This window comes from Pontibacter akesuensis (assembly GCF_001611675.1).
GTDB classification, from domain to species: Bacteria; Bacteroidota; Bacteroidia; order Cytophagales; family Hymenobacteraceae; genus Pontibacter; species Pontibacter akesuensis.
On the sequence record NZ_CP014766.1, the window covers coordinates 577,974 to 604,418 of the forward strand.

The 26,445-nt window shown below is 51.5% G+C and carries 22 protein-coding genes; 15 read left to right on the top strand and 7 right to left on the bottom strand.

Annotation, left to right across the window (positions count from 1 at the left end):
• Window positions 1–14: 14 nt before the first annotated feature.
• Entirely contained in the window at window positions 15–1,112 is a 1,098-nt protein-coding gene (locus A0W33_RS02360; protein ID WP_068836680.1) for a putative type IX sorting system protein PorV2, read from the bottom strand.
• A gap of 284 nt (window positions 1,113–1,396) precedes the next feature.
• On the opposite strand from A0W33_RS02360, the gene A0W33_RS02365 reads away from it, so the two are divergent.
• The 3 genes from A0W33_RS02365 to A0W33_RS02375 all read left to right on the top strand — a co-directional run bounded on the left by A0W33_RS02365 (window position 1,397) and on the right by A0W33_RS02375 (window position 5,274).
• Window positions 1,397–1,735, top strand: a complete 339-nt coding sequence (locus A0W33_RS02365; protein WP_068836681.1) for a PadR family transcriptional regulator — start codon at window positions 1,397–1,399, stop codon at window positions 1,733–1,735.
• Window positions 1,736–1,737: 2 nt separating this feature from the next.
• On the top strand, window positions 1,738–4,269 hold the full coding sequence (locus A0W33_RS02370) for a PspC domain-containing protein (protein ID WP_068836682.1): 2,532 nt from the start codon (window positions 1,738–1,740) through the stop codon (window positions 4,267–4,269).
• Window positions 4,270–4,371: 102 nt separating this feature from the next.
• Window positions 4,372–5,274 (top strand): DUF5694 domain-containing protein, encoded by a 903-nt coding sequence (locus tag A0W33_RS02375; RefSeq protein WP_082815103.1) that lies wholly within the window; start codon window positions 4,372–4,374, stop codon window positions 5,272–5,274.
• 45 nt (window positions 5,275–5,319) lie between these two features.
• Here the strand turns inward: A0W33_RS02375 and A0W33_RS02380 are convergent, their stop codons facing one another.
• The 3 genes from A0W33_RS02380 to mce all read right to left on the bottom strand — a co-directional run bounded on the left by A0W33_RS02380 (window position 5,320) and on the right by mce (window position 8,006).
• A complete protein-coding gene (locus A0W33_RS02380; protein WP_068839883.1) occupies window positions 5,320–6,747 on the bottom strand; it encodes a CCA tRNA nucleotidyltransferase in 1,428 nt (475 codons plus the stop codon).
• Window positions 6,748–6,933: 186 nt separating this feature from the next.
• Window positions 6,934–7,506 (bottom strand): L-threonylcarbamoyladenylate synthase, encoded by a 573-nt coding sequence (locus A0W33_RS02385; protein ID WP_068836683.1) that lies wholly within the window; start codon window positions 7,504–7,506, stop codon window positions 6,934–6,936.
• Window positions 7,507–7,604: 98 nt separating this feature from the next.
• Window positions 7,605–8,006, bottom strand: coding sequence for a methylmalonyl-CoA epimerase (gene mce / locus A0W33_RS02390; RefSeq protein WP_068836684.1), 402 nt, complete (start codon window positions 8,004–8,006; stop codon window positions 7,605–7,607).
• 116 nt (window positions 8,007–8,122) lie between these two features.
• Here mce and A0W33_RS02395 point away from each other — a divergent pair, with 116 nt between their 5' ends.
• From A0W33_RS02395 to A0W33_RS02410, 4 genes are all read left to right on the top strand, one after another.
• Complete coding sequence (locus tag A0W33_RS02395; protein WP_068836685.1) at window positions 8,123–9,337, top strand: IscS subfamily cysteine desulfurase; 1,215 nt, start codon at window positions 8,123–8,125, stop codon at window positions 9,335–9,337.
• A 120-nt stretch (window positions 9,338–9,457) separates the two neighbouring features.
• Window positions 9,458–9,871 carry a Fe-S cluster assembly scaffold IscU gene (iscU, locus tag A0W33_RS02400; RefSeq protein ID WP_068836686.1) on the top strand — a complete coding sequence of 138 codons (414 nt, stop codon included), beginning with the start codon at window positions 9,458–9,460 and terminating at the stop codon, window positions 9,869–9,871.
• Between the two features lie 15 nt (window positions 9,872–9,886).
• Window positions 9,887–10,294, top strand: coding sequence for a hypothetical protein (locus A0W33_RS02405; RefSeq protein WP_068836687.1), 408 nt, complete (start codon window positions 9,887–9,889; stop codon window positions 10,292–10,294).
• Window positions 10,295–10,306: 12 nt separating this feature from the next.
• Window positions 10,307–10,633 (top strand): HesB/IscA family protein, encoded by a 327-nt coding sequence (locus tag A0W33_RS02410; protein ID WP_068839884.1) that lies wholly within the window; start codon window positions 10,307–10,309, stop codon window positions 10,631–10,633.
• A 218-nt stretch (window positions 10,634–10,851) separates the two neighbouring features.
• Here the strand turns inward: A0W33_RS02410 and A0W33_RS02415 are convergent, their stop codons facing one another.
• On the bottom strand, window positions 10,852–12,141 hold the full coding sequence (locus A0W33_RS02415; RefSeq protein WP_229801983.1) for a T9SS type A sorting domain-containing protein: 1,290 nt from the start codon (window positions 12,139–12,141) through the stop codon (window positions 10,852–10,854).
• Between the two features lie 318 nt (window positions 12,142–12,459).
• Here A0W33_RS02415 and A0W33_RS02420 point away from each other — a divergent pair, with 318 nt between their 5' ends.
• From A0W33_RS02420 to A0W33_RS02455, 8 genes are all read left to right on the top strand, one after another.
• Entirely contained in the window at window positions 12,460–13,965 is a 1,506-nt protein-coding gene (locus tag A0W33_RS02420; RefSeq protein ID WP_068836688.1) for a catalase, read from the top strand.
• Window positions 13,966–14,243: 278 nt separating this feature from the next.
• Window positions 14,244–14,549, top strand: a complete 306-nt coding sequence (locus A0W33_RS02425; RefSeq protein ID WP_068839886.1) for an ArsR/SmtB family transcription factor — start codon at window positions 14,244–14,246, stop codon at window positions 14,547–14,549.
• A gap of 91 nt (window positions 14,550–14,640) precedes the next feature.
• Window positions 14,641–15,039: a rhodanese-like domain-containing protein gene (locus A0W33_RS02430; RefSeq protein WP_068836689.1), complete on the top strand. Its 399-nt coding sequence runs from the start codon at window positions 14,641–14,643 to the stop codon at window positions 15,037–15,039.
• A 269-nt stretch (window positions 15,040–15,308) separates the two neighbouring features.
• Entirely contained in the window at window positions 15,309–16,541 is a 1,233-nt protein-coding gene (locus A0W33_RS02435) for an exonuclease SbcCD subunit D C-terminal domain-containing protein (protein WP_068836690.1), read from the top strand.
• Window positions 16,542–16,673: 132 nt separating this feature from the next.
• Complete coding sequence (locus tag A0W33_RS02440) at window positions 16,674–20,327, top strand: AAA family ATPase (RefSeq protein ID WP_068836691.1); 3,654 nt, start codon at window positions 16,674–16,676, stop codon at window positions 20,325–20,327.
• A gap of 181 nt (window positions 20,328–20,508) precedes the next feature.
• A complete protein-coding gene (locus A0W33_RS02445; protein WP_082815104.1) occupies window positions 20,509–22,518 on the top strand; it encodes a tetratricopeptide repeat-containing sensor histidine kinase in 2,010 nt (669 codons plus the stop codon).
• A gap of 244 nt (window positions 22,519–22,762) precedes the next feature.
• A complete protein-coding gene (locus A0W33_RS02450) occupies window positions 22,763–23,605 on the top strand; it encodes a thermonuclease family protein (protein WP_068836693.1) in 843 nt (280 codons plus the stop codon).
• Between the two features lie 82 nt (window positions 23,606–23,687).
• Window positions 23,688–24,080: a hypothetical protein gene (locus A0W33_RS02455; protein WP_083429684.1), complete on the top strand. Its 393-nt coding sequence runs from the start codon at window positions 23,688–23,690 to the stop codon at window positions 24,078–24,080.
• Between the two features lie 47 nt (window positions 24,081–24,127).
• Here A0W33_RS02455 and A0W33_RS02460 read toward each other — a convergent pair whose 3' ends face one another.
• Both A0W33_RS02460 and A0W33_RS02465 read right to left on the bottom strand, forming a co-directional pair.
• Window positions 24,128–24,979, bottom strand: a complete 852-nt coding sequence (locus A0W33_RS02460) for a universal stress protein (RefSeq protein ID WP_068836695.1) — start codon at window positions 24,977–24,979, stop codon at window positions 24,128–24,130.
• A 294-nt stretch (window positions 24,980–25,273) separates the two neighbouring features.
• On the bottom strand, window positions 25,274–26,329 hold the full coding sequence (locus A0W33_RS02465) for a DUF6687 family protein (protein ID WP_068836696.1): 1,056 nt from the start codon (window positions 26,327–26,329) through the stop codon (window positions 25,274–25,276).
• Between the last annotated feature and the right edge of the window lie 116 nt (window positions 26,330–26,445).

Sequence of the window (26,445 nt, forward strand, 5' to 3'; positions counted from 1 at the left end):
TGAGCGCGTTCATCTTAATCGAAGGCGTAACCGAAGGAGATGATGACGGACGAGGTGTTAGAGCCTCCTATCGCATTACTCTCGCTGTTACTGATCCGGGACATGGCCAAATCAAGGCTCAGCCCTTTATTTAAAATACCCACTCCAAAGTTCGGCTGTATGCGCTTGGTGGTCCCACCGTCAAAATTGGTTGTTTCCTGATAGTTGTTCAGGCCTCCTCTTATAAAAACAGAATTCGCGTAAGCCAGTTCCAAACCGAAATGCGGGTCCACTGAAACAACATCGGAACTTAGCAGCACATTGCGCCTGCCATCGAAGGTAAAGTCGAAATCAGTGGCAACCAGGGCGGATAGCTTATCGGTTAGCTGCCATGACTTCCCTACCCCAAGTATAATTCGTGGTAGGGTAAGCTCAGCTGTGTTTTCGGGAAGATCGTTGCCGGTTTGCAGGTAAGCCTCCTCCAGTTCCTCTACATTATGGGTCCAGGCAGTGAAAGTGGTCGAGATGTCTTTGGCCATTACCCCAAATTGCCAGGTGCCGCGCTGAAGCTGCGCCCCCACATCAATGCCAAAACCATAGGCATCTGCAAAATCACCTACGTTGCGATAAATCACCTTGGCGGTTGCTCCCAGTTGTAGTCCTTTGATCAGGTTGCTGCGGCGCGCGTAGGAAACCAGCATGGCGTAGTCAGCCACCGAGAAAAATTTAATGCTATCGTATTGTATGTAGCCATACTCGTTCTGCAGGCGGCGGGTATCGGCAATATCATCTACACCTACACGAATAATGGAGACGGCGAGCGCGCTGCTGGAGTCTATAGGCATGGCGAAGCTTCCGAAATCGTTTTTGGCGATGCCCGCGAAAAGCTCGGAGTGCATCAGGCTAACATTATACTTGTGCGGCAGGCGCAGCAAACCGGCCGGGTTCCAGTAACCGGCAGTGGCATCGCTTGCCAGGCTTGCCTGCACATTTCCCATACCCAGTGCACGGCCTCCCACCCCTATGTTCAGGAACTCGTTGCTATACTTCGGAGTGGCCACCTGGGCAGATGCTGCCGACCAAGTAAACAGGAAAAGTAATGCCAGCAGGCTACGAAGGGTAAATTTGCTCATATGTGGCCGTAGTATTAATTTATAGCACAAAAAAATAAATTCTCCAGTATCCCCACAGCGCCAGCTACACCCCTGCCAGTGAGCAATTTGCCCTCCTAACACAGAAAAAGCCTTTTTAGTTGATTTTAGGATTCTATTATTTTTTCATCAAAAATACTCATTTCTACTATTAATGCTCCATGCCCATAACTATTAAATGCATTAGTCGTAAATATTTCTAAACAGTACCTTGCTTTACATAGTACCTTATCATATCTTTACCTCAACATTATAAAGGAATCATCATGAAAGTAGAAAACACACAAGTGCAGATGAGGAAGGGAATTCTCGAATTCTGCATACTGGAGATTATCTCTCGTGGTGAAGTCTATGCGTCCGATATGTTGGAGGAGCTTACAGCGGCCAAAATGATCGTTGTGGAGGGTACGCTCTACCCCCTGCTCACCCGCCTAAAGAATGCTGCGCTTCTGGAGTACAACTGGGTAGAATCTACCTCGGGGCCTCCACGCAAGTACTACAGACTCACCGAGACCGGCCGCGAATTTCTCGAACAGCTCCGGGCAACCTGGCGCGAATTAGTTGACTCCACCGAACACATTATCCGAAATCAGAAAGCTCAGTAATTATGAAAAAGAATATAAGTATAAACCTACAAGGCATCATCTTCCAGATAGAGGAGGATGGATATGAGCAGCTTAGCCGCTACCTCGCCTCTATTAGAACATACTTTTCTAATTATGAGGGCCATGAGGAGATTGTGTCAGACATCGAGGCGCGCGTAGCCGAGATATTCGCTGCACGTATTTCGCCTGCCAAGCAAGTAATAACGCAGGAGGATGTTGCCTACCTGATGACCCGCATGGGCAACGTGACGGACTTTGAAGTGGAGGAACCGCTGGAGGCAGAACCTATTGGGGCTACTGCTGGAGCAGGTTACGAGGGTACTTATACCCACACAGCCGCCGCCCCTAAAAGTCTGTACCGCGACGTGAACCGCAAAGTAATTGCCGGCGTGTCGGCTGGCTTAGCCAACTATTTAAGCATAGATCCGCTCTGGATCAGGCTTTTCTTCGTGCTGCTGGTGCTGCTGGGCATTGTTTCAGCGGGCGTATCGGCGGCCACGGGCATCATCATCTACATTGTGCTCTGGATTGCCATGCCGGAGAACGCACAGTTGCCGGAGACGCAGGTGCGCAAGCTTTTCCGCGACCCGGAAGACAAGAAGCTGGCTGGCGTTTCGAGCGGCATCGCCAAGTACTTTGGGGTGGATGTGGCTGTGATACGCGTATTGTTCCTGATCTCCATCTTCCTGGGCGGCTTTGGCATCATCGCCTACATTGTGCTCTGGATTGCCATGCCGGAAGCCGTTACCCTTACGGAGCGCATGCAAATGCAGGGCGATCCGGTAACGCTGGCGGGCATTGAGCGCACGCTAAAGGATAACCTGAATATGAAGGACAGCAACGGCGAGGAAAGCACGCTGGCTAAAATAATCCTGTTGCCTATCCGGCTGATTTCCCAGATCATTAACTGGGCCGGAAAAGCACTAGGTCCCATACTTGCCTTCCTGCTGACGTTGATCCGGGTGGCAGCAGGCGTGATACTGCTGGTTGTTTCCACAGGACTCACCATAGGCCTCATTTCTGCGCTCTTCTTTTCACTCGGCATGATCGAGGAGTCACAGAGTTTTGGATTTACTTCAGGTGACTTTCCTGCGGCTGTGTTTATTGAAGGTTTTCCCAGATACGGATTGGTGGCAGGCTTTTTTGTAGGGCTGATTCCGCTCCTACTCCTGATCGTACTGGGAATAAGCCTGCTGCTGAAGCGCACTTTCCTAAAAGCAATTGTGGGCTGGTCGCTGTTCGGCGTGTGGCTGGTGGCCCTGTTCATCATGATCGCCTCCATTGCCGCTTACAGCAACAACTTCCGCCGCACGGGCGAGGTGGTAACAACCAAAACAGTGCCTGTAGCAGACATTGGAACGCTTACGCTGGATGCCTATGATGTAAACGACGACTGGGAGGACGTGTACATTGAAGTACAGGAAAGCAATGGACCGGATGTGCAGGTGCTACAGCGCGCTGAGGCCAAGGGCAGAACAGAGGAAGATGCCAAGCAAAACGCCCGCATGATCTCTTACCGCGTGCTGCTGCAGGACTCAACACTGCGTTTCGACAACAGCATGGAGTTTAAGGAAGGTGCCGTGTTCCGCGACCAGGAACTTAGCCTGGTGCTGAAACTACCGAAAGACAAGCCGCTGCGCCTCACCCGCGATTTCATTTACCTACTGCCTGGCGCTGCCCTGGAAGGCGACTATAACTATGATACCATAGAGCGCAATACCTGGCAGGTAAACGGTAATCGCCTGACATGCCTGACCTGTGCCACAGACAGCCTAAGTACCGAAGGTGAAAACAAGTATGAGGAACGTGATGACTTCAACATTGAAATGGATGTGGATGACGAAAATGCTTCGCTCGATATAAGTGGCAGCGCGCTGCTGAAAGATAATGAGTACAGCTCCAATCGCCGCACCATGGACTTCCGCAACTTCAGCAAAATCAGCATCAGCGGCCCTTACCACCTGCAACTGAAGCAGGGCAACTACAGCGTGGTGGTACGTGCTGGTAATGATGAGTTTAAGCGGATGAATTTTGAGTTGAACGGAGACAAGTTGGAGATTAGCACGCAGGAGAAGTATTTTCGCCTGTTCGATGACCGGGAGCCGGTGTTGATTCAGATCACGGCCCCGAACATCAGCAACATCGACCTGAGTGGCGCCATCAAAGCAGACATCGTGAGCCTGGAGGGCGAGAGCCTGCGCATGAACTTCTCCGGAGCCATTCAAACAGTAGCGAACCTGAACGTGCGCAACCTGCAGGTTGATGCCTCCGGTGCCACCATAAGCAAGTTCACGGGCAAGGCGAACAGGTTTGAGCTGGATGCCACCGGCGCCAGCGGGGTGGACGCCGGCAACCTAGAGGCTGCCTACGTGGATGTGGATGTGACAGGAGCCGGCGTGGCAGAAGTATACGCCACCTCCACCCTGCGCGCCGATGCCACCGGCACCAGCCGTATTGTGTACCGCGGCAACCCCACCGACACCATTATTGACAGTTCCGGCCCAAGCAGCGTAACCCGTAAAAGGGCCAGGTAACACAGTGGCTGGCCGTGCTGTTAAGTCCGGCCAGCCCTATATCCCAACCGCCATCAGTACAAAATAAAACTACCCCTTTTGCCACAAGACCGCTTCCTCACTATGAAAAAAACATGGTTCTTTCTTCTTCCCATTCTCTTCGTATTCGCTTGCAACAGTATAAATAAAAGTGACAGCAGCACTCCACCCTTACCGCCGGAGCCTACCACTAAAACACAAATTCTGCTGCTGGGTTCGCTACACTTTAATCAGTTTCAGGATGAGAGCAGCCCTGCCAGCAATTTTCTGGGGCAAAAGCGGCAGCAGGAAATAGACGAGGTGAACCAACTGCTGGAAAAATACCAGCCAGACATGGTTATGATTGAACGCGCCCCTGCTGAGCAGGCGAAGTATGACAGCCTGTTCCAATTGTTTAAAGCAGGCAAGTTGGATTTGAACGAATTGGAAGGTGGCACAGGCGAAGTGTACCAGTTTGCCTTTAAGCTGGCCAGGAACCTGCGGCACGGAACGGTCTATTGCGTAGATTATGACCAGAGCACCTCGCAGGGCCTGTTGAGCACCGGCGACAATATCGAATTATTTGAGGCCGGGCTCCAGAACTTCAGGAATGTATCCAGAGGCGTTACGGCAGATTTTATGGATGGCAACTTGACTTTCCGGAAATTTTTCATCTTCCTAAACAAGCCAGAAATCATTCAACTGTCGCATCAGCAGTTCTACAACTTGCCCGCTTACGTGCAAAATGGCTCTTTCAGAAGCTACGAAGGTCTGGATAGAAATGCCATTGACACAACACAGATTGGGGCAGAGTTTATCTCCTTGTTCTACGAGCGCAACCTAAAGATTTACTCCAACATCCTGAACACCCAACTAAAGCACAAAGGCAAACGGATATTGCTCATTATGGGGCAGACGCACATTGGTGTGCTGCAGGATATTATCGAAAACAACCCTGCCTATGAGATAGTACCTGCTAACAATTACCTTAGCAGCAGTATATACTAAAAACCTATACTTGTCCGTTCTTTAGGCAAGTATTAGAGCAATTGTTTAGTTGTTTGATGAGTGCCTGTGGCGAAGCCCTAGTTCCGCTCCTCTTTCCAGGAGGAAGGCAAAGGCTTCGTCATACTCGTTTTTAACCTTCCCCTCCAGTATCGCTTCCGTTAGGATGTGCTTCAAATCACCTACAGTTTTGGATGGCTTCAGATCAAACGTCTCCATAATCACCTCACCCGTAATCACTGGCTGGAAGTTGCGCAGTTTGTCACTCTCCTCCACCTCCACCAGGCGTTTCTCCACCTTATCAAAATTCTGCAGGTAGCGCTTTACCTTGTTATCGTTTTTGGAGGTGATGTCGGCGCGGCATAGTTTCATGAGCGCATCCACATCATCGCCGGCCTCGAACAGCAGCCGGCGGATAGCTGAATCGGTTACGGTTTCCTTTACCAGCGCAATGGGGCGCAGGTGCAGTTTCACCAGCTTCTGCACAAACTTCATGTGCTCGTTCAGCGGCAGTTTCAGGTCGCGGAAAAGCTTGGGCACCATGCGGGCACCGCGGTCCTCGTGGCCATGGAACGTCCAGCCAACTTTGGGCGAGTAGCGCTTGGTATCTGGCTTGGCAATGTCATGCATGATAGCCGACCAGCGCAGCCACAGATCATCCGACACCTGCGCCACATTGTCCAGCACCTGCAACGTATGGTAGAAGTTGTCTTTGTGCGAATTGCCGTCCTTGGTTTCCACGCCCTGCAGCTCTACCATTTTAGGGAAGATGAGGTGCAGCAACCCAGAGGCAAACAGCAACTTAAAACCGTAGCTCGGCACCGGCGAAAGCACGATTTTGTTCAGCTCATCCGTAATCCGCTCCTGCGACACAATCTTGATGCGCTCTTTGTGCTCGATAATGGCATCAAAAGTATCGGGGTCGATATCAAAGGTTAGCTGGGAAGCGAAACGGATGGCGCGCATCATGCGCAGCGGATCGTCAGAGAAGGTAATGCCTGGCTTAAGGGGTGTACGGATGATGCGGCGGCGCATGTCTTTCACCCCATCAAATTCATCTATCAGCGCCCCGTAGTTCTCTTTGTTCAGGCTGATGCCGAGGGCGTTGATGGTGAAATCGCGGCGGTGCAGGTCATCGTCCAGCGTGCCCTGAGCCACTTCCGGCTTCCGCGAGTGCTCGCGATAGCTTTCTTTCCGGGCGCCCACAAACTCTACCTCCCACTCATCGGCACGCAGCATGGCCGTACCGAAGTTTTTAAAAATAGAGACCTTTGGCTTGTGCTTCAGCTTTTGGGCCACGGTGGCAGCCAGCGCAATGCCATCGCCCACGCACACCACGTCAATGTCTTTGGAAGGCCGTTTCAGTACCAGATCCCGCACGAAGCCCCCGATTACGTAAGCATCCACGCCCAGTTCTGCGGCCGCTTCGGATACAACATCAAATATGGGGTGGTTTGGTAAAGTTACGTGCTCCATGCTCTGAAAAATCAAAAACCCCGGGACGCAGTGGCGCTTCCCGAGGTGCAAAAATAGGTATATCCTGCCCAATAATGAAAGTTAAGGCCAACAGCGCCTGCTATACTTTGTGTTGCAGCAGTTTATGCTTGTGGCGCAGGAAGCGGTCGGCTATACTTGCAGGCATGCCTTTCATACTTGCTAAAGCTAATCGCGCAGTACCGTCTGCTGCCCATCAGGCGATAACTTAACAATGCGGGACGGTTGAGAGGCCATTTCATCGTCGCGGCGCCAGTTCACCACAAAGTCTACCCGCTCCTTAATTACCTCGCTTACATCGGCAAAGGTTTTAGGAGCCGGTTCGCCGCTGATGTTAGCCGACGTGGAAACAAGCGGCCTGCCAGAGTGCCGGATGAGGCGGTGGCAAAACTCGTCGTCCGTAATGCGAATGGCCACGGTACCGTCTTCTGCAATTATTTCCTTTGGGAGGTTCTGCGGTTCGGAAAGCACGTAGGTGGTAGGCCGTTCCTGCTGCGCCACCAGCTCATCGAAGTTCTCGGGCAGCTGCTTTACGTAGCGCATCAGCATTTGCTTGTCTGCCACCAGCAAAATCATCGACTTTGACTCTTCCCGCTCCTTTATCTTGTATATCTTGCGTACAGCCTGCGCGTTCTCGGCATCACAACCAATGCCCCAAACAGTGTCGGTGGGGTAAAGTATTACATTGCCCACCAGCAACTCATCATCTGCCGCCTGTATCTGTCTTAAGAACTGGTTCATTTTTTAATTGTCAAATTGTTTGATTGTTGCTTGTTAACTGCTCGTTGTTGTAAGTATGGTTCCTGATACTGACATCAACAATTTAACTATTCAGCAATTTACTTAATTTCCTGCGTTAGCTCAATCAGCACGCCTGTGGCACTTTTTGGGTGAACAAAACAGACCAATTTGTTGTCAGCCCCTTTCTTAGGCTGCTCGTTGAGCAGCGTAAAACCCTCGCTTTTTAAGCGTGCCATCTCGGCAAGTATATCATCTACCTCAAAGGCGATGTGGTGAATACCCTCTCCCCGTTTCTCAATAAACTTGCTGATTGCACTATCCGGGGTCAGGCCCTCGAGCAACTCAATTTTAGTTGACCCTACTCTGAAAAAGGAAGTATTTACGCCCTCTGAGGCCACATGCTCAGTCTTATAAGGCTCCACGCCAAGTAACCTGAAGTATAAGCCATTGGCCTCGCTAAAATTTTTGACGGCAATCCCTATATGCTCTACGTTTTTCATTTCGGTTTTGAATTAGTCTAAGTAAGGTTTTTTTGTTAATTTTGTATCGACAACAAAACTAATACTTTCTTCAAACTGTTATTAAAACAGCACTACATAAAGAAACTTAGAGTTATATGCTATCATTACCTATATACCTGGATAACAATGCCACTACGCCGTTAGACCCGCGCGTTCTGGAAGCCATGATGCCTTACATGACAAACCTGTTTGGCAACGCTGCTTCCCGTAACCACGCTTTCGGCTGGCAGGCAGAAGAGGCTGTTGATTATGCTCGTGAGCAGATCGCGTCGCTTATCAACTGTTCTCCAAAAGAAATTATCTTTACCTCTGGCGCCACAGAGTCAGACAACCTTGCCTTGAAAGGTGTGTACGAGATGTATGCTTCCAAAGGCAATCATATCATTACGGTTACCACAGAGCACAAAGCGGTGCTGGACCCTGCCAAGCACATCGAGAAGATGGGCGGTCAGGTAACGTACCTGCAGGTAAACGACAAAGGTCTTATCGACCTGAAGGAACTTGAAGCGGCTATCACTGACAAGACTATTTTGATCTCTGTGATGTACGCCAACAACGAGATTGGTGTTATCCAGCCTATCCGTGAGATTTCGGCCATCGCTAAAAAGCACGGCGTGCTGTTCTTTACAGATGCCACACAGGCGGTAGGTAAAATTCCGGTGGATGTAGAGGCTGACGGGATTGACCTGATGGCTTTCTCTGCGCACAAAATGTATGGTCCTAAGGGTGTAGGTGCGCTGTACGTACGCCGCAAGAACCCACGTGTAAAAGTTACTGCCCAGATGGACGGTGGCGGTCATGAGCGCGGCATGCGCTCAGGTACACTGAACGTACCGGGTATTGTAGGCCTTGGCAAAGCTGCCGAGGTGGCAAAGCAGGATATGGAATCTGATAATGCCCGTATCTCTGCTATGCGTGACAGATTGGAGCGTGAACTGACTACCATTGAGGAGTCTTACATCAACGGTTCAACAGAGCACCGTCTGCCACACGTATCGAACATCTCTTTCAAGTATGTAGAAGGTGAAGGTTTGATGATGGGTGTGAAAGACCTGGCTGTATCTTCCGGATCTGCCTGTACTTCAGCCTCTTTGGAGCCATCTTACGTACTAAAAGCATTGGGCCTGAGCGATGATCTGGCACACTCTTCCCTGCGTTTCGGCCTGAGCCGCTTCACAAAGGAAGAAGAAATAGACTACGCCATCAACCACGTGAAAGAGGCAGTTTCCAAACTTCGTGAACTCTCTCCACTGTGGGAGATGTTTAAAGAAGGAATCGACCTGAACTCTATTGAGTGGGCAGAACACTAAGAAATAAATGATGAATTAGGAATTATGAATTATGAATGGCTTCTGAAATGAGACATCATAATTTATAATTCCTAATTCAATTCATAATTAATAATTCATCATTCGTAATTAAATATAGCTATGGCTTATTCAGATAAAGTAATTGATCATTATACCAACCCACGTAACGTTGGTACATTAGACAAAGCAAAAACAAACGTAGGTACCGGCCTTGTAGGCGCTCCTGAGTGTGGTGACGTGATGCGTCTTCAGATTGAGGTGGACGAAAACCAGGTAATCACTGACGCGAAATTCAAGACTTTCGGTTGTGGTTCTGCTATCGCCTCTTCTTCGCTGGCTACTGAGTGGCTAAAGGGTAAGACGGTAGATGAGGCTTTGGCAATCGACAACATGGCGATTGTAGAAGAACTGGCGTTGCCTCCGGTGAAGATTCACTGCTCCGTACTTGCTGAAGATGCCATCAAAACGGCCATCAACGATTACAGAGTAAAGAACGGCCTTCCAGAATTGGAGATGGCTAAATCTCATCACTAAGAAACCCCGGACTCAATGGAGTCAACTGCAGATGTACATGTAGAGAGTGCACGCATTCAAAAGCAGATTGAGAACCACTTAGGCATAAGCGGTAGCAGTCTGCTTTTTGAATTCAGGCAGCTCGATAACAAGCTGCGCCTCGACCTGATCACGGTGAATCCGCGCCACCAGCAGTCTTTCCTGCTGCACTCGGAGGTGGGTTATGACAAGCTGGAAGTGCTGCGAAAAATGCTGACGTACGTGCAGAACTATCGCGACATGGAGAGCTCATACACCGTGCAGTGGATGGCCCGCGACGACAAGGAGTTGAACACTTCTTACTTCCGGTCCCGTAATATGTATGAGGCGCTTGATAAATTATACTATGGCCGAGACATGAACACCATCACCGTTTTTAGCGTGGTGCTTAATCCTGTCTCTTAAATTAACATGATTATGATCACAGTATCAGACAAAGCAAAAGAGAAAGTAGTAAAGCTGAAGCAGGATGCCCAGCTGGACGACTCCTACCGCTTGCGTGCTTCTGTTGCGGGTGGTGGCTGCTCGGGCCTGTCTTACAACCTCGACTTTGATGACGAGGTGAAGCCGATGGACCAGGAGTTTGAGGACAAAGGCGTGAAAGTAGTGGTGGACATGAAAAGCTTCCTATACTTAGCCGGAACAGAGCTCGACTTTTCGGACGGATTGAACGGCAAAGGCTTCTACTTCAACAATCCGAATGCTACCCGTACCTGCGGCTGCGGTGACAGCTTCTCCGTATAAGGGCATCAGACATTTCACAAGTATAAAAAAGGCTCTGCTACACCAGCAGAGCCTTTTTTATACTTGTGATTTATACTTGCAGCACCCATAGACAAGGGTAGTTGCATGTCCTAAGTAGATTTCGCAGCAGAATCAGAAGACCTCGCAGCGTCCGCAGGTCCTGAGAGTGTCTGGAGAACCAGCGACACAGCTATCAGCAAGTATAGACTTACTTTATGCTATCGCTTCAAGAACCGGCTGGTATGGCGGTTCCCTTCCGCATCCAGCAGCACCAGCACATACGTGCCGTGGCGTAGGTTGCGTACATCAAGCGTATGCTGCAGCGGGTTACCATCGAGCTTCTGATCCAGCACCTGCCGCCCCATCTGATCGATGACGAACATTTGCTGCAGCTTTACAGGACCAGAGACATGCAACTCCTGAGTCGCTACCGTAGGATAAATGCTCAGTTTCTGCGCCACCAAGCGTTGTAGCGACACCACACTGGAGTAAGTATAGCTACCATCCACATCCACCTGTTTCAGGCGATAATAAGATGTACCCGGAAGAGGCATTTGATCTACAAAGGCATAATTCGAAAGTTGTACTGAATTCCCCTTTCCCGCAACCTTTCCTATATTTTCGAAAGCAAAGCCATCGGCACTTCGCTCGGCTACAAAATGGCTGTTGTTCTCTTCGCTGGCTGTCTGCCACCTCAGTTCCACTTGCTCTCCTTTTGTACTTGCTTTAAAGTATACCAGTTCCACTGGCAACGGCACGATAGGTGCCTCAGGCTCCAAATGCCAGGTGATAGATACGTCATCGATAGCCAGGCCATGGTCGGCCTCCAGGTCATCGGCGTCTTTCCAGCGCAGCATCAGGTAGTAGCCTGCAGGAATATCGAGTGGCAGGGAAGTCTGCAGCAGTTGCCGGTTCTCAGGTAAGTTACCGTTATGTGGCCCTCCTGCCATAAAATATTTAGGCCCGTAAAACTTCATTTCCGGCACCTCCACCCAGCCCTCCGTTGCCTTTGGACCAGGCTTGAAGCCATTTTTCGAGCTGCTGATGGCGTAGTAAAAAGAAACAATATGTTGCCCCGCCGTGCTGTTGGAGGTGCGCCACTGTTCCCCAACGTAGCTTAAGTCCACCGCCTGAATTGCTCTGTCTGTTGTGTTTTGCAGCAGCAAGGTATAGGTAAACTCGCCTGCATTGAGAGAACTGATGGAACCTAATGACCTGTCACTAGAGCCTATTGAACCATAGTTGTAGAGTCCACCTCCGTTGCTGTTTCCATAATTTGCTGTCAGCGTAGAAGCAGCCTTACTGCGGTGCACAGACCAGCCCGGAATATATTCGCTGCCACTCTCCCATACTTCCACACCCGAAACAGGCAAGGCATCAAAATTTTGAGTATAGGTTGTGCGGGAGGTATCCATCGGCACCTGAGCGCGGGCAGCAACAAAAAGGAACATGGAAAGAATAAGGCACAATAGAATCTTACGCCTGAAGGAAGTAAACCTTGTTTTCATTAACTGAATTATAAAGTTGTATAAGCACCTGTTCCTTACCCCTTAAGAAGAAGGAATAGCTGATGCCCCAACTAAACCCACTCTACTATAGTTCAATTAATTATTATTTACTTTATAAATAAGATAAACAACACAAGCTGCCTGAATTTCTGTCATGAAATGTGTTCCCTAATATCCACCAGTTGATAAAGGCTAACAAAACTACTGCATATACAGCACCATAGAACCACACTATGACAGTATAAAAATTATCGATTTGAACTATATGTACAATAGCTATACTTTTGACGCATTGAAAAACAAATCACTCCCTTTACAATGACCCACAAAGAAAAACACACCCGCATCACGACTGCCTCAGGCAAGCCGGTCTACGATTATGAAGACAGTCAGACAGCAGGCCCACGCGGCCCTGTTTTACTCCAGGATTACTTTCTGCACGAGAAACTGGCGCACTTTAACCGAGAGCGTATCCCGGAGCGCGTGGTGCATGCAAAGGGCTCTGGCGCCTATGGCACTTTCACTGTTACCCACGACATCACAAAGTATACCCGCGCAAAAGTTTTCAGTGAGATCGGGAAAGAAACCCGCACATTCCTACGGTTTTCAACAGTTGGTGGAGAGAAAGGCAGTGCCGACAGTGAGCGTGACCCTCGTGGCTTTGCCCTTAAATTTTATACAGAAGATGGCAATTGGGATCTCGTAGGCAACAATACGCCAGTGTTTTTCATCAAAGACCCGAAGAAATTTCCAGACTTTATTCATACACAAAAGCGCGACCCGTACACCAACACGAAAAGCGCCACCATGGTGTGGGACTTCTGGAGCCTGAGCCCGGAGAGCCTGCACCAGATCATGATCCTGATGAGCGACCGCGGCACCCCTTTATCTTACCGCCACATGCACGGTTTTGGTAGCCACACGTTCTCGTTTATCAATGCAGAAAACGAGCGTTTCTACGTAAAATTCCATTTCAAAACACAGCAAGGGATCAAGAACTTCACCGACGAAGAAGCTACCCGCATGAAGGGCATTGACCCGGATCAGGCACAGCGCGATCTGGTAGAAGCCATCGACAGAGGCGACTTCCCACGTTGGACGCTGAAGGTACAGATTATGACCATGGAAGAGGCAGCCACCTATAAGTGGAACCCGTTTGATGTGACTAAAACGTGGTCGCAGAAAGACTTCCCGCTAATAGAAGTGGGTGTGTTGGAACTTAACGAAAACCCGGATAACTATTTTGCACACGTAGAGCAGGCAGCTTTTGCGCCGGCTCACATTGTGGACGGCATCTCCTTCTCTCCGGACAAAATGCTGCAGGGCCGTATTCTTGGATACCCCGATGCGCAGCGTTACCGATTGGGTGCCAATTATGAGCAGATTCCGGTGAACAGGTGCCCTTTTGCAACTAATAATTACCAGCGCGACGGTGCGATGCGCGTGGACGGCAACGGCGGCAACAAACCAAATTACTTCCCGAACAGCTTTGATGACTCTTTTGCCGATGAAAAGTACAGAGAGCCAGCCGAACCACTAGGCCAGCATGTGGTAGCCGATTGGTACGACCGCAACGGCGTAGGGGAAAACGACCATTACACGCAACCGGGCGACCTGTTCCGACTCATGACGCCTGAGGCCCAGCGCTCCACGATCAGCAACATTGTGGGTGCCATGAGCGGCATCAGTGGTCCGAAGCGGACAGAGATCATCAACCGCCAGCTGTGCCACTTCTTCCGCGCTGACATGGGCCTGGGAATGGCTATCGCACAGGGCCTGGGAATAGACATTTCTCAGCATGCGGGTGCCCTGCAGCCACACTAGCAAAGCAGTATTATCTGACAGAAGTATAAGAAGCGCCGGCTGAGCCGGCGCTTCTTTTTTTTGCCCATGCTTGTACTTTATACTTACCGGTTGAGGTTACCTCTTGCAGCAACAGGAGCTGACGGCTATACTTAGCCTTTATTGCCGCGCCTCCTTCCTTCAAGCTGCATCTCCTGCTTAATCTCCATAACACAGGAACTATATTCAAAACCAGATTGTATTTCTTCTATATACATGAATAAATGTTCATGTACTTATTCTTTATACTTATTGAACTCATGGATACCTTAAAAGTAAGGGTTGATCAGAAGAAGCTGGAAAGAGCCGCTTATGTGCTGAAGTGCGTCGCCCACCCTGTGCGCATCAGCATCATCGACCTGCTGGAGCAGCGCGACAGGCTGACGGTGAGCCAACTGCAGGAAGTGCTGCAAATAGAGCAATCGCTGCTTTCGCACCACCTCACCAACATGCGCGACAAAGGTGTGCTGGATACGCAGCGGGAAGGCAAGAATGTGTACTACTTTCTCACCAGCAGCACCATTACCGATATACTGGGATGCATTAACGGCTGCAAAAAATTTTAAGACGCCAGTATCAATGCTCAAACAAGTATAGCCCCCTGATTTCAGCAACTCTCTTTAATTCTTTATACCTTCACTCCCAAAGCTTCAGAACATGAAATCATACTTGATCGTCCTACTTGCTGCCGGCCTTTTCAGCTGCACCAGCACACCTCCCCAAGCCCCTGCCGAAGTACAGCAAATGACGGCGCAGACATTCCGGGAGCAAAACATGAACAGCAAAACAGTGCTGGTTGACGTTCGGACGCCGGAGGAGTTTGCCACCGGCCACCTGGAGGGCGCATTGAACTCTGATTTCCGAGGTGGAGCCTTTGCCACCGAAATGCAGAACTGGGACAAAGACAAAACCTATTACCTGTACTGCGCCTCCGGCAACCGCAGCGGCAAAGCAGCCGAACTGATGAAGGAAGCCGGCTTCCGTAACATCGTGAACGTGGGTGCCTTTCAGGATTTAAAAGAAGCAGGCTTGCCAACTGAAACAGGCAACCAGTAGCCGTTACAGGTAGAGCAGCAGTCTATACTTGTTTTTTTCTATCTGTCGAACGAAGAGAGAATACTAGCTGGTATCCTAAAATATAGTTCCTCTCGTCGAGATGACAATTATTAGATGATGAGAAGTACCGGCGGTAACATGCGATTCCAACCTTATTTCAAGCGCAGCCTCAAGGCTTAGCAACTTCACCCTCCAAACTTCTTTCCAAAACTTCTTGCGATATCCCTATATCCTGATGTATCTTGAAGTGGAATTGGAGAAGAAGAACCATGCGCGTACTACACACCTCTGACTGGCACCTGGGCCAGCGCCTCGTCAACCTCGAACGGACAGAAGAACACCAGCACTTTCTGGATTGGCTGCTGCAAACCATTGTGCAGGAGCAGGTGGAGGTACTGCTTATGTCGGGAGATGTGTTCGACAACGGCGCCCCCTCCAACACAGCGCTCAAGCTATACTACGATTTCCTGCGGCGGGTCTGCGCTACCTGCTGCCGCCACATTATCATCACCGGGGGCAACCATGATTCGGTATCCACGCTCAATGCTCCCCGCGAACTGCTGGAGTGCTTTAATATTTACGTCATCGGTGGCGCCTCCCAAAACCCGCTGGATGAGCTGATTGAGCTAAAAAACGATCAAGGCGAGCTACAGTTGGTGGTTTGTGCCGTCCCTTTCCTTCGCGACCGCGACATTCGTTTGTCGGTGCCCGGCGAAAGCTTTGAGGAGCGCGAGCAGCGAATCAAACAGGGAATTGCCGCCCATTACGCCGCGTTTGTGCCGCACATCAAGCCACACAAAGAAAAAGGATTACCGGTGGTAGCCATGGGCCATTTGTTTGCCGCCGGCGGCTCTGCCTCCGAAAGCGAGAAAGAGATTCACGTGGGCAACCTTGGCCAGATTGGCGCCGACCAGTTTCCGCAGGAGTTCGATTATGTGGCGCTGGGGCATTTGCACCGCCCGCAGCAAGTCAACAACAGGCACCATATTCGCTACTCGGGCTCTCCTATTCCGCTTAGCTTTAGCGAGGTAAAGGACAAAAAGGTACTGTTTATACTTGATTTTGAAGGCGGAAAGCTGGCGAACCTAAACGAGGTAGAGATTCCCTGCTGCCGCAAGCTGGTGCGTTTCATAGGATCGTTGGAGAAAGTAAAACAGCAACTGGCCGTTTACGACAACAGTGCTCACACCTTGACAGCCTGGGCCGAGATACAGCTGGAACTAAACGCGCCCCTCCCCGACATGCACCAGCAACTGGAAGAGGTGCTGCACCTGAAAAGCGGAGAGCTGCAACTGCTCATCCACCGTCCGCCGCTGATCAAAAGCGCCACACAAACGCTGGAGCAACAGGTGCAGGAAGAAGTGGACCTGCATACCCTGCGCGAAAAAGACGTGTTCCTGAAGCGCTGCGAAAGTGCCTTTCCCGATAGTGACCACTCAGAGCTGATGACTACTTTTTCTGAATTGCTGGAACTGATGGGGCAACAGGAAACTGAAAGCTAAAGAGCTGAGAAGACCTCGCAGCGTCCGAAGGTCCTGCGAGTGCCTTACCCGATAAAAGCAGTAGCCGTTCGTCGCTATTGTAATCCCTGTGCGGATAATATTACCCTTTGCAATACAAATTAAAAATCACCCATGAAGATCCTTTCCGTACGCTTCCAGAACCTGAACTCTCTAAAAGGGGAACATGAGATTCGCTTCGACCAGAGCCCTCTGGCGGAGGCGGGGCTGTTTGCCATTACGGGTCCCACAGGCGCTGGAAAAACCACTGTACTGGATGCAATCACGGTAGGGCTTTATGGACTGGTGCACCGCCACAGCAACGATAAGCCCCTGGAACTGATGACGCGGCACACCGCCGAAAGCTATGCAGAGGTGGAGTTTGAAGCCAATGGCAAGCGCTTCCGCTCGAAATGGCACCTGCGACGCAGCCGGGGCAAAGCCGACGGCAACATACAGCCGGTGCACATGGAGCTGTACAGCTTTGAGGAGGATAGCCTCTTTGACCTGAAACCAAGCCAGGTGCCGGACAAGGTAGCCGAGCTGTGCGGTCTGGACTACAATCAGTTTCTGCGCTCCGTAATGCTGTCGCAGGGTGACTTTGCACGCTTTCTGAAAGCAAACCCGAATGAGCGCAGCAGTTTGCTCGAGAAGATCACCGACACCGGCATTTATTCTGAGATATCAAAGTATGCCTACGAGAAAACGAAACTTGAGCGGCAGAAACGAGAGGAACTGGAACGCCGCCTGCAAAATACGCAACTGTTGCCCGAGGAACAGCGGCAGGCCTACGAGCAAAGTATAAAGGAGCTTGCCGGCCAGGAAACCATACTTCAAAAAGACATTATTGGGTTGCAGGAAAAGGTGCAGTGGCTGCAACTGCTGGCCCAGCTACAGGCAAAGCAGCAGGAGCATCAAACTGGGCTGCACCTGCAGGAGCAAAAGCTGGAGCAACTGCAACCTGATTTCCAGAAGCTGCACCAGCACGAGCAGGCGCATCAGTTCGTGGGCGAGCTGGCAGAAATCCGCAGTGCCAACAGCAAGGTAGTAGAAGTACAGGAGCAGCTGCAAACGCTCCTCAAGCGGCTCCCATCGCTGGAGGCGGAGCTGGAAGCTGCCGGTAAAGTGGCTATAGAAGCCACCAAAGCGCACCGCCAGCAGGAAGAGGCGCTGCAGAAGCTGGAGCCGCAGCTCGCGCAGGTAGTTAAATTAGACCATCAGCTGGCCAGCGTATCAGAGGCTTACCACAAAAATAAAAAGCATTATGTTTCGCTTGATGCCCAGCTTAAGCAGGAGAAAGCGCAGCTGCAAACACGCCAAGAGGAACTGGAAAAGCTCACTAAGGAGGCGACAAGTATAAAAAGCTGGCTGGAGCAGAACGCAAAGCTGCAAGACCTGAAGGAGCACCTCCCCGAGTTCAAAGCCACTCTCCGCGACCTGCAGGAAGTAGCGCAGCGCATCAAACGAAACCAGCAGGAGCAGCAGGAACTGCAACACCAGAGCCAGCAGGATGCTGAACTGGCAACGAAGCTGCAGCAGGAACAGGCACAGCAGGAAACCCAGCAAAAGCAGCTCCAGCAGCAAAAAGAAGCTACGCTTGAAAAGCTGCAGGCCATACTTGCCACAAAGAGCATGGACGAGCTGGAGCAGGCGGCGCAGGCACAACCGGCTGTGGTGGCAAAGTATGAGCGCCTGCTGGAACTGGCACGGCAGCACGCCACGCATCAGCAGAAACTACAAAGTATAAACCAGCAACTCGCGCAGCAGCAACAGCAGATAGCGGAGGCTACCACTCAGCTTGCGGATGCCCAGAACAAGTATAGCCAGGCACAGGAGCACCTGCGGGCGCTTGAGAAACTTGTGCAGCTGCAACAGCAGATTCAGCAGTATGAGGAGGCGCGCCATACCCTGCACGAAGACGAACCCTGCCCGCTTTGCGGTTCCAGGCAACACCCGTTTGCCGAGAATGGCTATATGTTTGACCTGCCAGAGGAAGTAAAAAAGCGCGATGCGCAACAGGTACTGGTAAAGGAACTGGAAGAAAGTATAACCAAATTGCAGCTGCAGCTTGGGGCGTTGGACCAGTCCGGAAAATTAGCGTTAGCAGGCAAAACAGAAGTTGAAACCGAAGCAGCGCGCATGCGCCTGGCTTACGGACAGGTGCTGGAGGGGCTGCCAACTAGTATTTCGATAAACGAAACAGAAAAACTGAATCAGCTGCTGCTGGCACAGCAACAGTCGGCAAATGACCTGCAGCAGCAGCTGGCACGGTCGCGCGCGTTTAGCCGCGAGCTGGAAAGTATAAACCAGGCGTTGCAGAAACTACGGGAGGCACAGGTGCAGGCCCAGGCAAAGTACAACCAGCTGCAACAGTCGCAGAAAATGCTGCAGACGCAGCTGTACAAGCTACAGGCCTTACTCGTAGACGCGCAGGAACAGCAGCAGGACTTAACCGAAACAGCCGTTTCCTTTGCCGCCAGCTTTGGCCAAACCTTCGATGCAGCAACCCAGCAGCAACTGCAGCAAACACTGGAGCAGCAGGCCCTAACCTACGGCGAAAAGGAAAAGGAATTGGTAGCAATGCGTGAAAACTATCTGGCGCTGAAGGAGCAGGTAAAGAGCCTCATTGCGCGGGTACAGGAAAAGGAAACTGACCTGCAGGAGCGGCAACTGGCGCTGAAACAGGAGCACGAGCAGCTGACAGGCCTGAAAGCAGGCCGGCAGGCCCTGTTTGGTGATAAAGATCCCGAGAAGGAGCGCCTGCAGGCCCAGCACGAGCTTAAAGCGCGCGCTGCACAGGCCGAGGAGGCCCGCCGTACGCAGCAGCAGAAGCAGCAGGAACTGCAGGAAATCCGCCGCAACCAATCCGATTGCCAAAACAGGCAGCAGCAAAGCCAGTCGGTGCTGGATGCCTTGCGGGAAGGACTGCTGCGCGTGTTGCAGCAAAAGGGAATCGACACCATCGAAACCCTAAGCCAAATGCTGCTGAACCGCGACGAGGCTGACCGCCTGGCAAACCTGAAGGCTCAAACAGAGAAGCACCTGACCGAACTGCGCAAAACACTCAGCAACGTGCAGCAGGAGCTGAAGCAAACCCAGGCCAAGGCCCTCACCAGCGAACCACTGGAAGCACTGCAGCAGCAGCAACAGGAGAAAACGCACCGGCAGCGCGAACTAATTGCACAGCGTGCCCGCCACGAGCAACTGCTGGACCAGGATGCCGCCCAGCGGGAGAAGAACAAGGAGCTGGCCGGGCAGCTTGCCACACAACAGCAGGTATACTACCGCTGGTCGCAGCTTTCTGACCTGATCGGATCTGCCGACGGCAACAAGTTCAGCCGCTTTGCGCAGGGACTTACGCTGGCAAGGCTGGTGGAGCTTGCCAACCGCCACCTGCAGAAGCTTAATGACCGCTACCGCATTCTCAAAAGCTCAGAAGAAGACCTGGAGTTGCTGATTGTGGACGTATACCAGGCAGAAGCCGTACGGCCCATGAACACCTTATCGGGTGGGGAGAGCTTTTTGGTGAGCCTCTCGCTGGCGCTTGGCCTCTCTGACCTTGCCGGCCGCCGGACACAAATCAATTCGCTCTTTATTGATGAAGGCTTCGGCACGTTGGATGCAGAGACCTTGGATGCCGCCATCACCACACTGGAAAACCTGCAGGCCAGCGGCAAGATGATCGGCATTATCTCCCACGTGGAGGCCCTGAAGGAACGCATCGGCACACAAATCAGGATACAGCGACAGGCAGGCGGTGTCAGCACGGTGCAGGTAACCGGATCATAGCAGCATGCCATAAAGCTACAGAACGTCCGATGCAAAATTCCCTCCGACGTTTTTTTAGAAAATGCCTTAAACAGCATTCAGCCATTATTTATATTATAAAATATAGCTGATCGCGATAATATATTATAAATACTATGCAATATTTCAGAATCGCATTACATTTGTGGGTAATGTATTCTGGATGAAATCATTTCTACTCGTAGGATTCCTTTTATTGTGGTTCACAGCCTATCCTCAGTCTGAAAAAATCACGAAACTTCAATCACAGCTAAATGCAACTTCTGATCCCAATCAGCAGGTGCTGCTCCTTTGTGAGCTAAGCAAGCAGCACTGGAACAAATCGTTTACCTCGTCGCTGGCTTATGCCAACAAGGCCATTAAACTCGCGCAGAAAATAGACGATAAAAAAGGACTGGCTTTGGCCTATAACAACATCGGTGTGGCCTACGACATGTACGGCGACTACAGCAAGGCCTCCTCTTATTACTTTAAGTCTCTCCGCATTCGGGAAGCCATTGGCGACTCGGCCGGTCTTAGCGCCTCCTACAATAACATTGCCTCGGTGTATGCCATACAGTCGAATTATGCAAAGTCTATTGAGCTGTATAATAAATCGATGAATATTGCCCTTGCGCTACAGGATACGCCTGCCGTGGCAATGGCACTGGGTAACCTGGGCAGCGTATACCAGCAGCAGCAGCAACTCGATAAGGCGCTTGATTATATCCTGCGCGGCCTGGAGCTGGAGAAAAACAACCACAACATCCCCGGTGTGCTGATTAGCCTGAACAATATCGGACTTATCTATTCTGAAAAGGGAGAATGGGAGAAGGCGCTGCCTTATCACAACAAAGCCATGAAGATTGCGCGGGAGAACGGTGATATTGTGGATGAAGCCTACTCGCTCAATGCCCTGGCAGAGGCTTACATGGCCGGAAACAGATCAGACCTGGCCCTACCCTATGCCCTGGAGAATTTGCAACTGGTTCAAAAGCTAAACTCAAAAGACGAGATACAGATAGCTGCAGAGCAGCTTAATAAGCTATACGTGAACCTGGGCGACTACAGAAACGCGCATAAATATCTCACCCTCCAGAACCAGTACGAAGACAGCGTACAGCTGGCAGAGGTTAAGACGCAGCTTATCGGGCTGCAGCTAAGGTATGAGAAGGAGAAGGCCGAGCAGGAGAATTTACTGCTCAAGGCCGAGGCTTCACTGCAGCAGCAGGCCCTGCAGCGCCGGAATGCCATACAACTCATAACAGTGGTCGCGCTGCTCACAGTCTGCGTGGTGGCTTTCGGGTTCTTTAAAGGGCGCCAGCGCCTGCACCGGGTAAACGCCCTGCTGCTGCAAAGCAACACCGATATTCAGCGCCACAGCGATACGCTAACGCTGCAGAAAGAGCAGCTGGCAAACCAGGCTGCCTTGCTCAGCAGCCAGAAAGAGGAACTGGAGCGGCTTAACTCCATCAAAGACCGGCTATTTTCGGTTATCGCCCACGACCTGAAAGGCCCGTTGGTATCGCTGAAAGGCCTGCTGCACCTGGCTGCCAAGGGCACAGTGCCTCAGGAGAAGATGAAGCATTTCATGGCTTCGCTGGAGGCAAGCCAACAGAACTCGCTTTGGCTGCTGGATAACCTGCTGCTCTGGGCCAAGGCTCAGATGAGTGGCCTGCTGGTCCGGCCGGAGGAAATTGACATTCTGGACCTCATCAAACAAAACCTGCTTTTGCTGGCCCCGCAAGTCGACCAGAAGCAGGTAAGTGTGACGTGCTCACTGGAGCCGGGCCTTGTGCTGCAAGCCGACAGGGAAATGACCAACCTGGTGGTGCGCAACCTTGTGTCCAATGCCATCAAGTTCTGCAAGCGCGGCGACACCATCAGTATTTCCGGCTACCGCGAAGGAACCTGTATTTCCCTGGCCGTTACCGACACGGGGATCGGCATGGCACCGGAGCGTTTGCCTAACCTGTTCAGCGGCGGTAACGCAAGCAGCCGCGGCACTGCCAACGAGAAAGGTAGTGGCCTGGGCCTGCCGCTTTGCAAGTATTTTGTAGAGCAGAACCACGGCAGCATTCAGGTGGAGAGCGTTCCTGGCGAAGGAAGCACCTTTACCGTGAAGTTGCCTGCCGCCTCTCCTAAACAGCAGGCTTCGGAACATACTGCGCAACAAGAGGCGCTTGCTATCTAACAATCAGCAGCGTACTGTAATTGGGCTATGTCTACCATACTTCGGCCTCTCCTACTGCTGAACCTGTTCTGCTACTGCCCCTTGTTTTTTCACTTATTCCCTAATTCTGCCCGGCTTTTTTAACCCCAGCCCAGGGTTATGAAACTCCACTTGGCCTGGCTATTGTTCCTGGTAAAGTATAACCTTATTTTTGTGTAAGGCTTCCGCCATTTGGCTGCACGAACTTCACCACTGTTTCCTCATTATGAAAAAATACATTTATCTGTTTCTGGCAATATCCCAGTTTACCGCCTGCCAGAGCGACCACCAGGAGGGGCAGGAGCAGTTCCGTGAGCGGCAGGAAGCCATACTGGAGCGTGCCCAAGAACAGGAAGCAGCTACCGAACCGGCGGCTGAAGAAGAAGTCTTGATCCTGGAGGAAACCGAAGGCGCACCTGCCTCCGTAGCCACGCCCGCTCCCTCCACTACTGCCGGTGACAAGGTGGTAGCCATAAAGGATGGCGATACGGTAGTGCTGTTGCGCAACGGCAAAGAGGAGACGGTTCGCCTGTATGGCGTGGACACCCCGGAGAAAACACAGGCTTTCGGGCAAAAGGCAAAGCAATATGCTTCAGACCTTGCTTTCGGCAAGCAAGTGCGCCTGATTGTGAACAACACCGACCGGTATGGCCGCACAGTGGGCACTATTATACTTCCGGATGGCCGCAGCCTGAACGAGGAACTGGTAAAAGACGGTTATGCCTGGCACTACAAAGCCTACTCGAACGACAAGAACCTGGCAAACGCTGAGGCTGATGCCCGGCGCTTCAAACGCGGCCTGTGGCAGGACCCGAACCCTGTTGCCCCCTGGGATTACCGCAAAGAGAAGCGCGGAGGTGCCACCGCAGAAAGCACCGCCTCGGCTCCCGTTCCGGCAGGCGCCACCAAGCGGGTGGTATACCTCTGCAACAGTACAGGCTCCAATGTTTATCACCTCACCGCCGACTGTTACGTACTTAAGCGCTGCAAAGAGGAAGTGATCAGAACCACTGAAGCCGTTGCCATTCGCACCCACGACCGCCGCGTGGATAAAGTTTGCAGCCGTTAAGCAGGAGTTTTATACTTTTGCCAACGAAAAGGCTATTATCAACTCTATGCATCAAATCATTTTAAAGTTATTCTCCAAGCTCATGAAAGTAGCTCTGTTTGCGTTGCTAGCCTTTGCGGCAGTAGCTTGCCAGCCGGAAAAGGAAAACAGCGAAGCAATTGCCGCAACAGCGACAGAAGAAGCGGCAGTTCCGGCCACAGCCGCAGTCGCTGAAAAGCGCCCTGCCCCGGTTTTCTTCTTTGTGCCCCAGGAACTTGTCGACAAGCGCGTGTGGATTTGTGATAACGAAGTATCCGATATCTTTCACCTCCAGCACGATTGCCCGATCCTGGTGCAGTGCAAAGGCAACGGCACCTTCAGAAACCTGAAACTGCCGCGGGCCATCGAAGAGTTTGGCCGCTACAACTGCCAGGAGTGCAGCAAAGAACTGGACGTGATCTTTGATGAGGACGCCGTACGCGTACTCGGTCAGTAACAGAAGAGGCTCCCTTTACAGGAGCCTCTTTTATTTAGCATCTGCCTTCATTTTTCGCCGTGCAATACCAGCAGCGGCACTTCCGCCTGGTACGTCATGCGCTCGGCCAGGCTCTGGGAGAACAGGTTGCGCAGGAAGCCTTTCTTTTTCCGCACAATCGCGATTACATCTGCCCCAGTCTGCTTGTAGTATTTTTTCAACCCCTCGTCACGGTGCCTGCCTGTAATCTCCTGAAACGAGAGCGGAACGTTCGGAAAGAGAGAATGAAGCTCTTCCCAAAAACTCTCCGCTTCTTCGCTGTCTGTTTTCTCATTCTCCTTCACCACATGCACCACATCTAACTTAGCTCCGAAAAAACTGCCCAACTCCACCACTTGACGGAGTGCGTGCCGGTCTTCCTTGCTGTAGTCGGAGGCATAGATAATGTGATCAAATTTTGGGTCAGGCGCGGTTTTCGGGATGGAAAGCACAGGGCACTTCACCTCCTCTATCACCGATTCAGTGTTGCTGCCAATCAGCAGTTCCTCCACGGTGTTGTCGCAGCCGGTGGTACCCATTACCACCAGGTCGTAGGCTTCTTCAGAAGTCAGGTGTTGCGCGATATCCGTCAACAGGGCCTCCTTCACCAGGTAGTCGCAGGTAAACCCGCCGTCTCGGTTGGCGCCGTGTTTTTCCTCCAGGTGCATCACCATCGCTTTTAGCTTTTCGGCCGCATCGCGTGTCTGCTCCCCCAGCAGTTCGCTTGCAACCAATGCTGTTTCCGATGTGTCAACTATGGGCAGGTGCACGACATGCAGCAGCGTAAGGTGGCAACTGGCGTGCTGCGCCATGTATACCGCATACTCCACTGCCTTCGCCGAGGTACCCGAAAAGTCGGTTGGACAGATTATCTTTCTCATTATGCTTCATTTGTTGGTTGTCTTGCGTGTGGAACAGCATCTATATTACTATTCCGCTATGTATACGGCAAGCAGCAAAAGAGATAGAGAAATTGTCTTACAATTTGCGCATTTTTTTCTTTGCCAACTGCTTTGCATATACCTGGTTATCAGCAACAACAAGCACCTGATTACAGACGGGAAACACAGCTGCTTACCCGGCACAGTGTCAGTTCTCCTGCAGCACACGCGAAGCACTTTTGGGATAGGCAAGTGTATGCCTAATGCCTGTAACGGGCAGAGGCACTGGCAGAATCATTCATTCAGCGCCTTTACCTCTTTCCAGCTCCAGTTATACTTCGGGGCGATGCTGCGGTATGCCTGCTTAAAATAAAACACTACCTCCTGTTTCAGCTCCTGAAGTGGAATGGAGGACGTAAAAATCTTTCTTTCGGTAGGGCTCTCATACGTTTCGCTGCGGGTAAGGGTATCTCCATTCAGGCGTAGCAGGGGCCCTGTTTCCGTGATGGCATCAGCGGTCCAGGGGTGGCCTGAGGTTTCCAGCTCGTTCAGGCGAGTAGCCAAGGGTGCCAGGCTGAGGCGGGGCAATGTGGGCCGTGAGGCGATATCAACCCAGGTGGTGTATTTATACTCCAGCTCATACTTGTTACCCCCGAAGCAGGAAAGCACGATGTCAAACCCGTGGGTGCGGCTGAATAGTGCATAATAATGCACAGGATGGGGTGTCTCTATTATTACAAGCCCTAGTTCCGGATGACGCGTGATGCGTGTTTCGGGCTTATACATGTCGCGGTAGCCCAGCAGCACACTCGCTACCTCATCCTCCCAGGCACCCTTTTCCCAATCAGGGTTGCGAAGCACGGCCTCGAACTCGCGCAGAAAGTAACGGAACTTCTGTACGCATTGCGCCGCCTCCTTCTCCTCCATCTCGTCGGCTTCGAAGGGCTTATAGAAAAGTGCCCGCTCCCTGGCGTTAATCCAGCACACCAGCTTCAGCGCCTCACCAGCCAGGGGGTGATTCAGGTCCAGCTCCCTGAAATCGCCAATGAGGGCCATTTGCCGCAGCAACTCCTCATTTTCCAACGCCAGTTCCGGGTACAGCAGTGCCCATACTCCCACAAAACCGTCAATGTCGAAGTGGTTGGCCGTAACGTAAGGTAACTCCAGTTCCGGCAGGTTCAGGCGCAACGCATTTAATACAATCGCCGCACTCGTATCGGCTTTTATCGCATCGGGCGTGGGGGTGCCTTTCCAGTGAGAAAGGATGATGCCGTTGGCGTGGGCGCTGTCCACTACAATGGCCCGCTGGTTCTTGACTTCTGAAAACGGAATGAATCTTCTCTGCTGCATAACCCAAAGTTGCAGATACAGGCAGCAACCTGCAAGTTTTATACGTTCTGAAAATGCTTTCAGTAGCAAGACGAAAGCTATGGGCTCTAAAAGTACGTGTTTGCCGTATTGGCAAT

Coding starts and splice junctions, on each gene's coding strand:
- A0W33_RS02395 (WP_068836685.1), top strand. CDS start 8,123: ATGCTATCATTACCTATATACCTGGATAACAATGCCACTACGCCGTTA.
- iscU (WP_068836686.1), top strand. CDS start 9,458: ATGGCTTATTCAGATAAAGTAATTGATCATTATACCAACCCACGTAAC.
- A0W33_RS02415 (WP_229801983.1), bottom strand. CDS start 12,141: ATGAAAACAAGGTTTACTTCCTTCAGGCGTAAGATTCTATTGTGCCTT.
- A0W33_RS02370 (WP_068836682.1), top strand. CDS start 1,738: ATGAAAAAGAATATAAGTATAAACCTACAAGGCATCATCTTCCAGATA.
- A0W33_RS02455 (WP_083429684.1), top strand. CDS start 23,688: ATGAAAGTAGCTCTGTTTGCGTTGCTAGCCTTTGCGGCAGTAGCTTGC.
- A0W33_RS02460 (WP_068836695.1), bottom strand. CDS start 24,979: ATGAGAAAGATAATCTGTCCAACCGACTTTTCGGGTACCTCGGCGAAG.
- A0W33_RS02365 (WP_068836681.1), top strand. CDS start 1,397: ATGAAAGTAGAAAACACACAAGTGCAGATGAGGAAGGGAATTCTCGAA.
- A0W33_RS02450 (WP_068836693.1), top strand. CDS start 22,763: ATGAAAAAATACATTTATCTGTTTCTGGCAATATCCCAGTTTACCGCC.
- A0W33_RS02435 (WP_068836690.1), top strand. CDS start 15,309: ATGCGCGTACTACACACCTCTGACTGGCACCTGGGCCAGCGCCTCGTC.
- A0W33_RS02385 (WP_068836683.1), bottom strand. CDS start 7,506: ATGAACCAGTTCTTAAGACAGATACAGGCGGCAGATGATGAGTTGCTG.
- A0W33_RS02375 (WP_082815103.1), top strand. CDS start 4,372: ATGAAAAAAACATGGTTCTTTCTTCTTCCCATTCTCTTCGTATTCGCT.
- A0W33_RS02380 (WP_068839883.1), bottom strand. CDS start 6,747: ATGGAGCACGTAACTTTACCAAACCACCCCATATTTGATGTTGTATCC.
- A0W33_RS02410 (WP_068839884.1), top strand. CDS start 10,307: ATGATCACAGTATCAGACAAAGCAAAAGAGAAAGTAGTAAAGCTGAAG.
- A0W33_RS02440 (WP_068836691.1), top strand. CDS start 16,674: ATGAAGATCCTTTCCGTACGCTTCCAGAACCTGAACTCTCTAAAAGGG.
- A0W33_RS02405 (WP_068836687.1), top strand. CDS start 9,887: ATGGAGTCAACTGCAGATGTACATGTAGAGAGTGCACGCATTCAAAAG.
- A0W33_RS02425 (WP_068839886.1), top strand. CDS start 14,244: ATGGATACCTTAAAAGTAAGGGTTGATCAGAAGAAGCTGGAAAGAGCC.
- A0W33_RS02430 (WP_068836689.1), top strand. CDS start 14,641: ATGAAATCATACTTGATCGTCCTACTTGCTGCCGGCCTTTTCAGCTGC.
- A0W33_RS02360 (WP_068836680.1), bottom strand. CDS start 1,112: ATGAGCAAATTTACCCTTCGTAGCCTGCTGGCATTACTTTTCCTGTTT.
- A0W33_RS02420 (WP_068836688.1), top strand. CDS start 12,460: ATGACCCACAAAGAAAAACACACCCGCATCACGACTGCCTCAGGCAAG.
- A0W33_RS02445 (WP_082815104.1), top strand. CDS start 20,509: ATGAAATCATTTCTACTCGTAGGATTCCTTTTATTGTGGTTCACAGCC.
- mce (WP_068836684.1), bottom strand. CDS start 8,006: ATGAAAAACGTAGAGCATATAGGGATTGCCGTCAAAAATTTTAGCGAG.
- A0W33_RS02465 (WP_068836696.1), bottom strand. CDS start 26,329: ATGCAGCAGAGAAGATTCATTCCGTTTTCAGAAGTCAAGAACCAGCGG.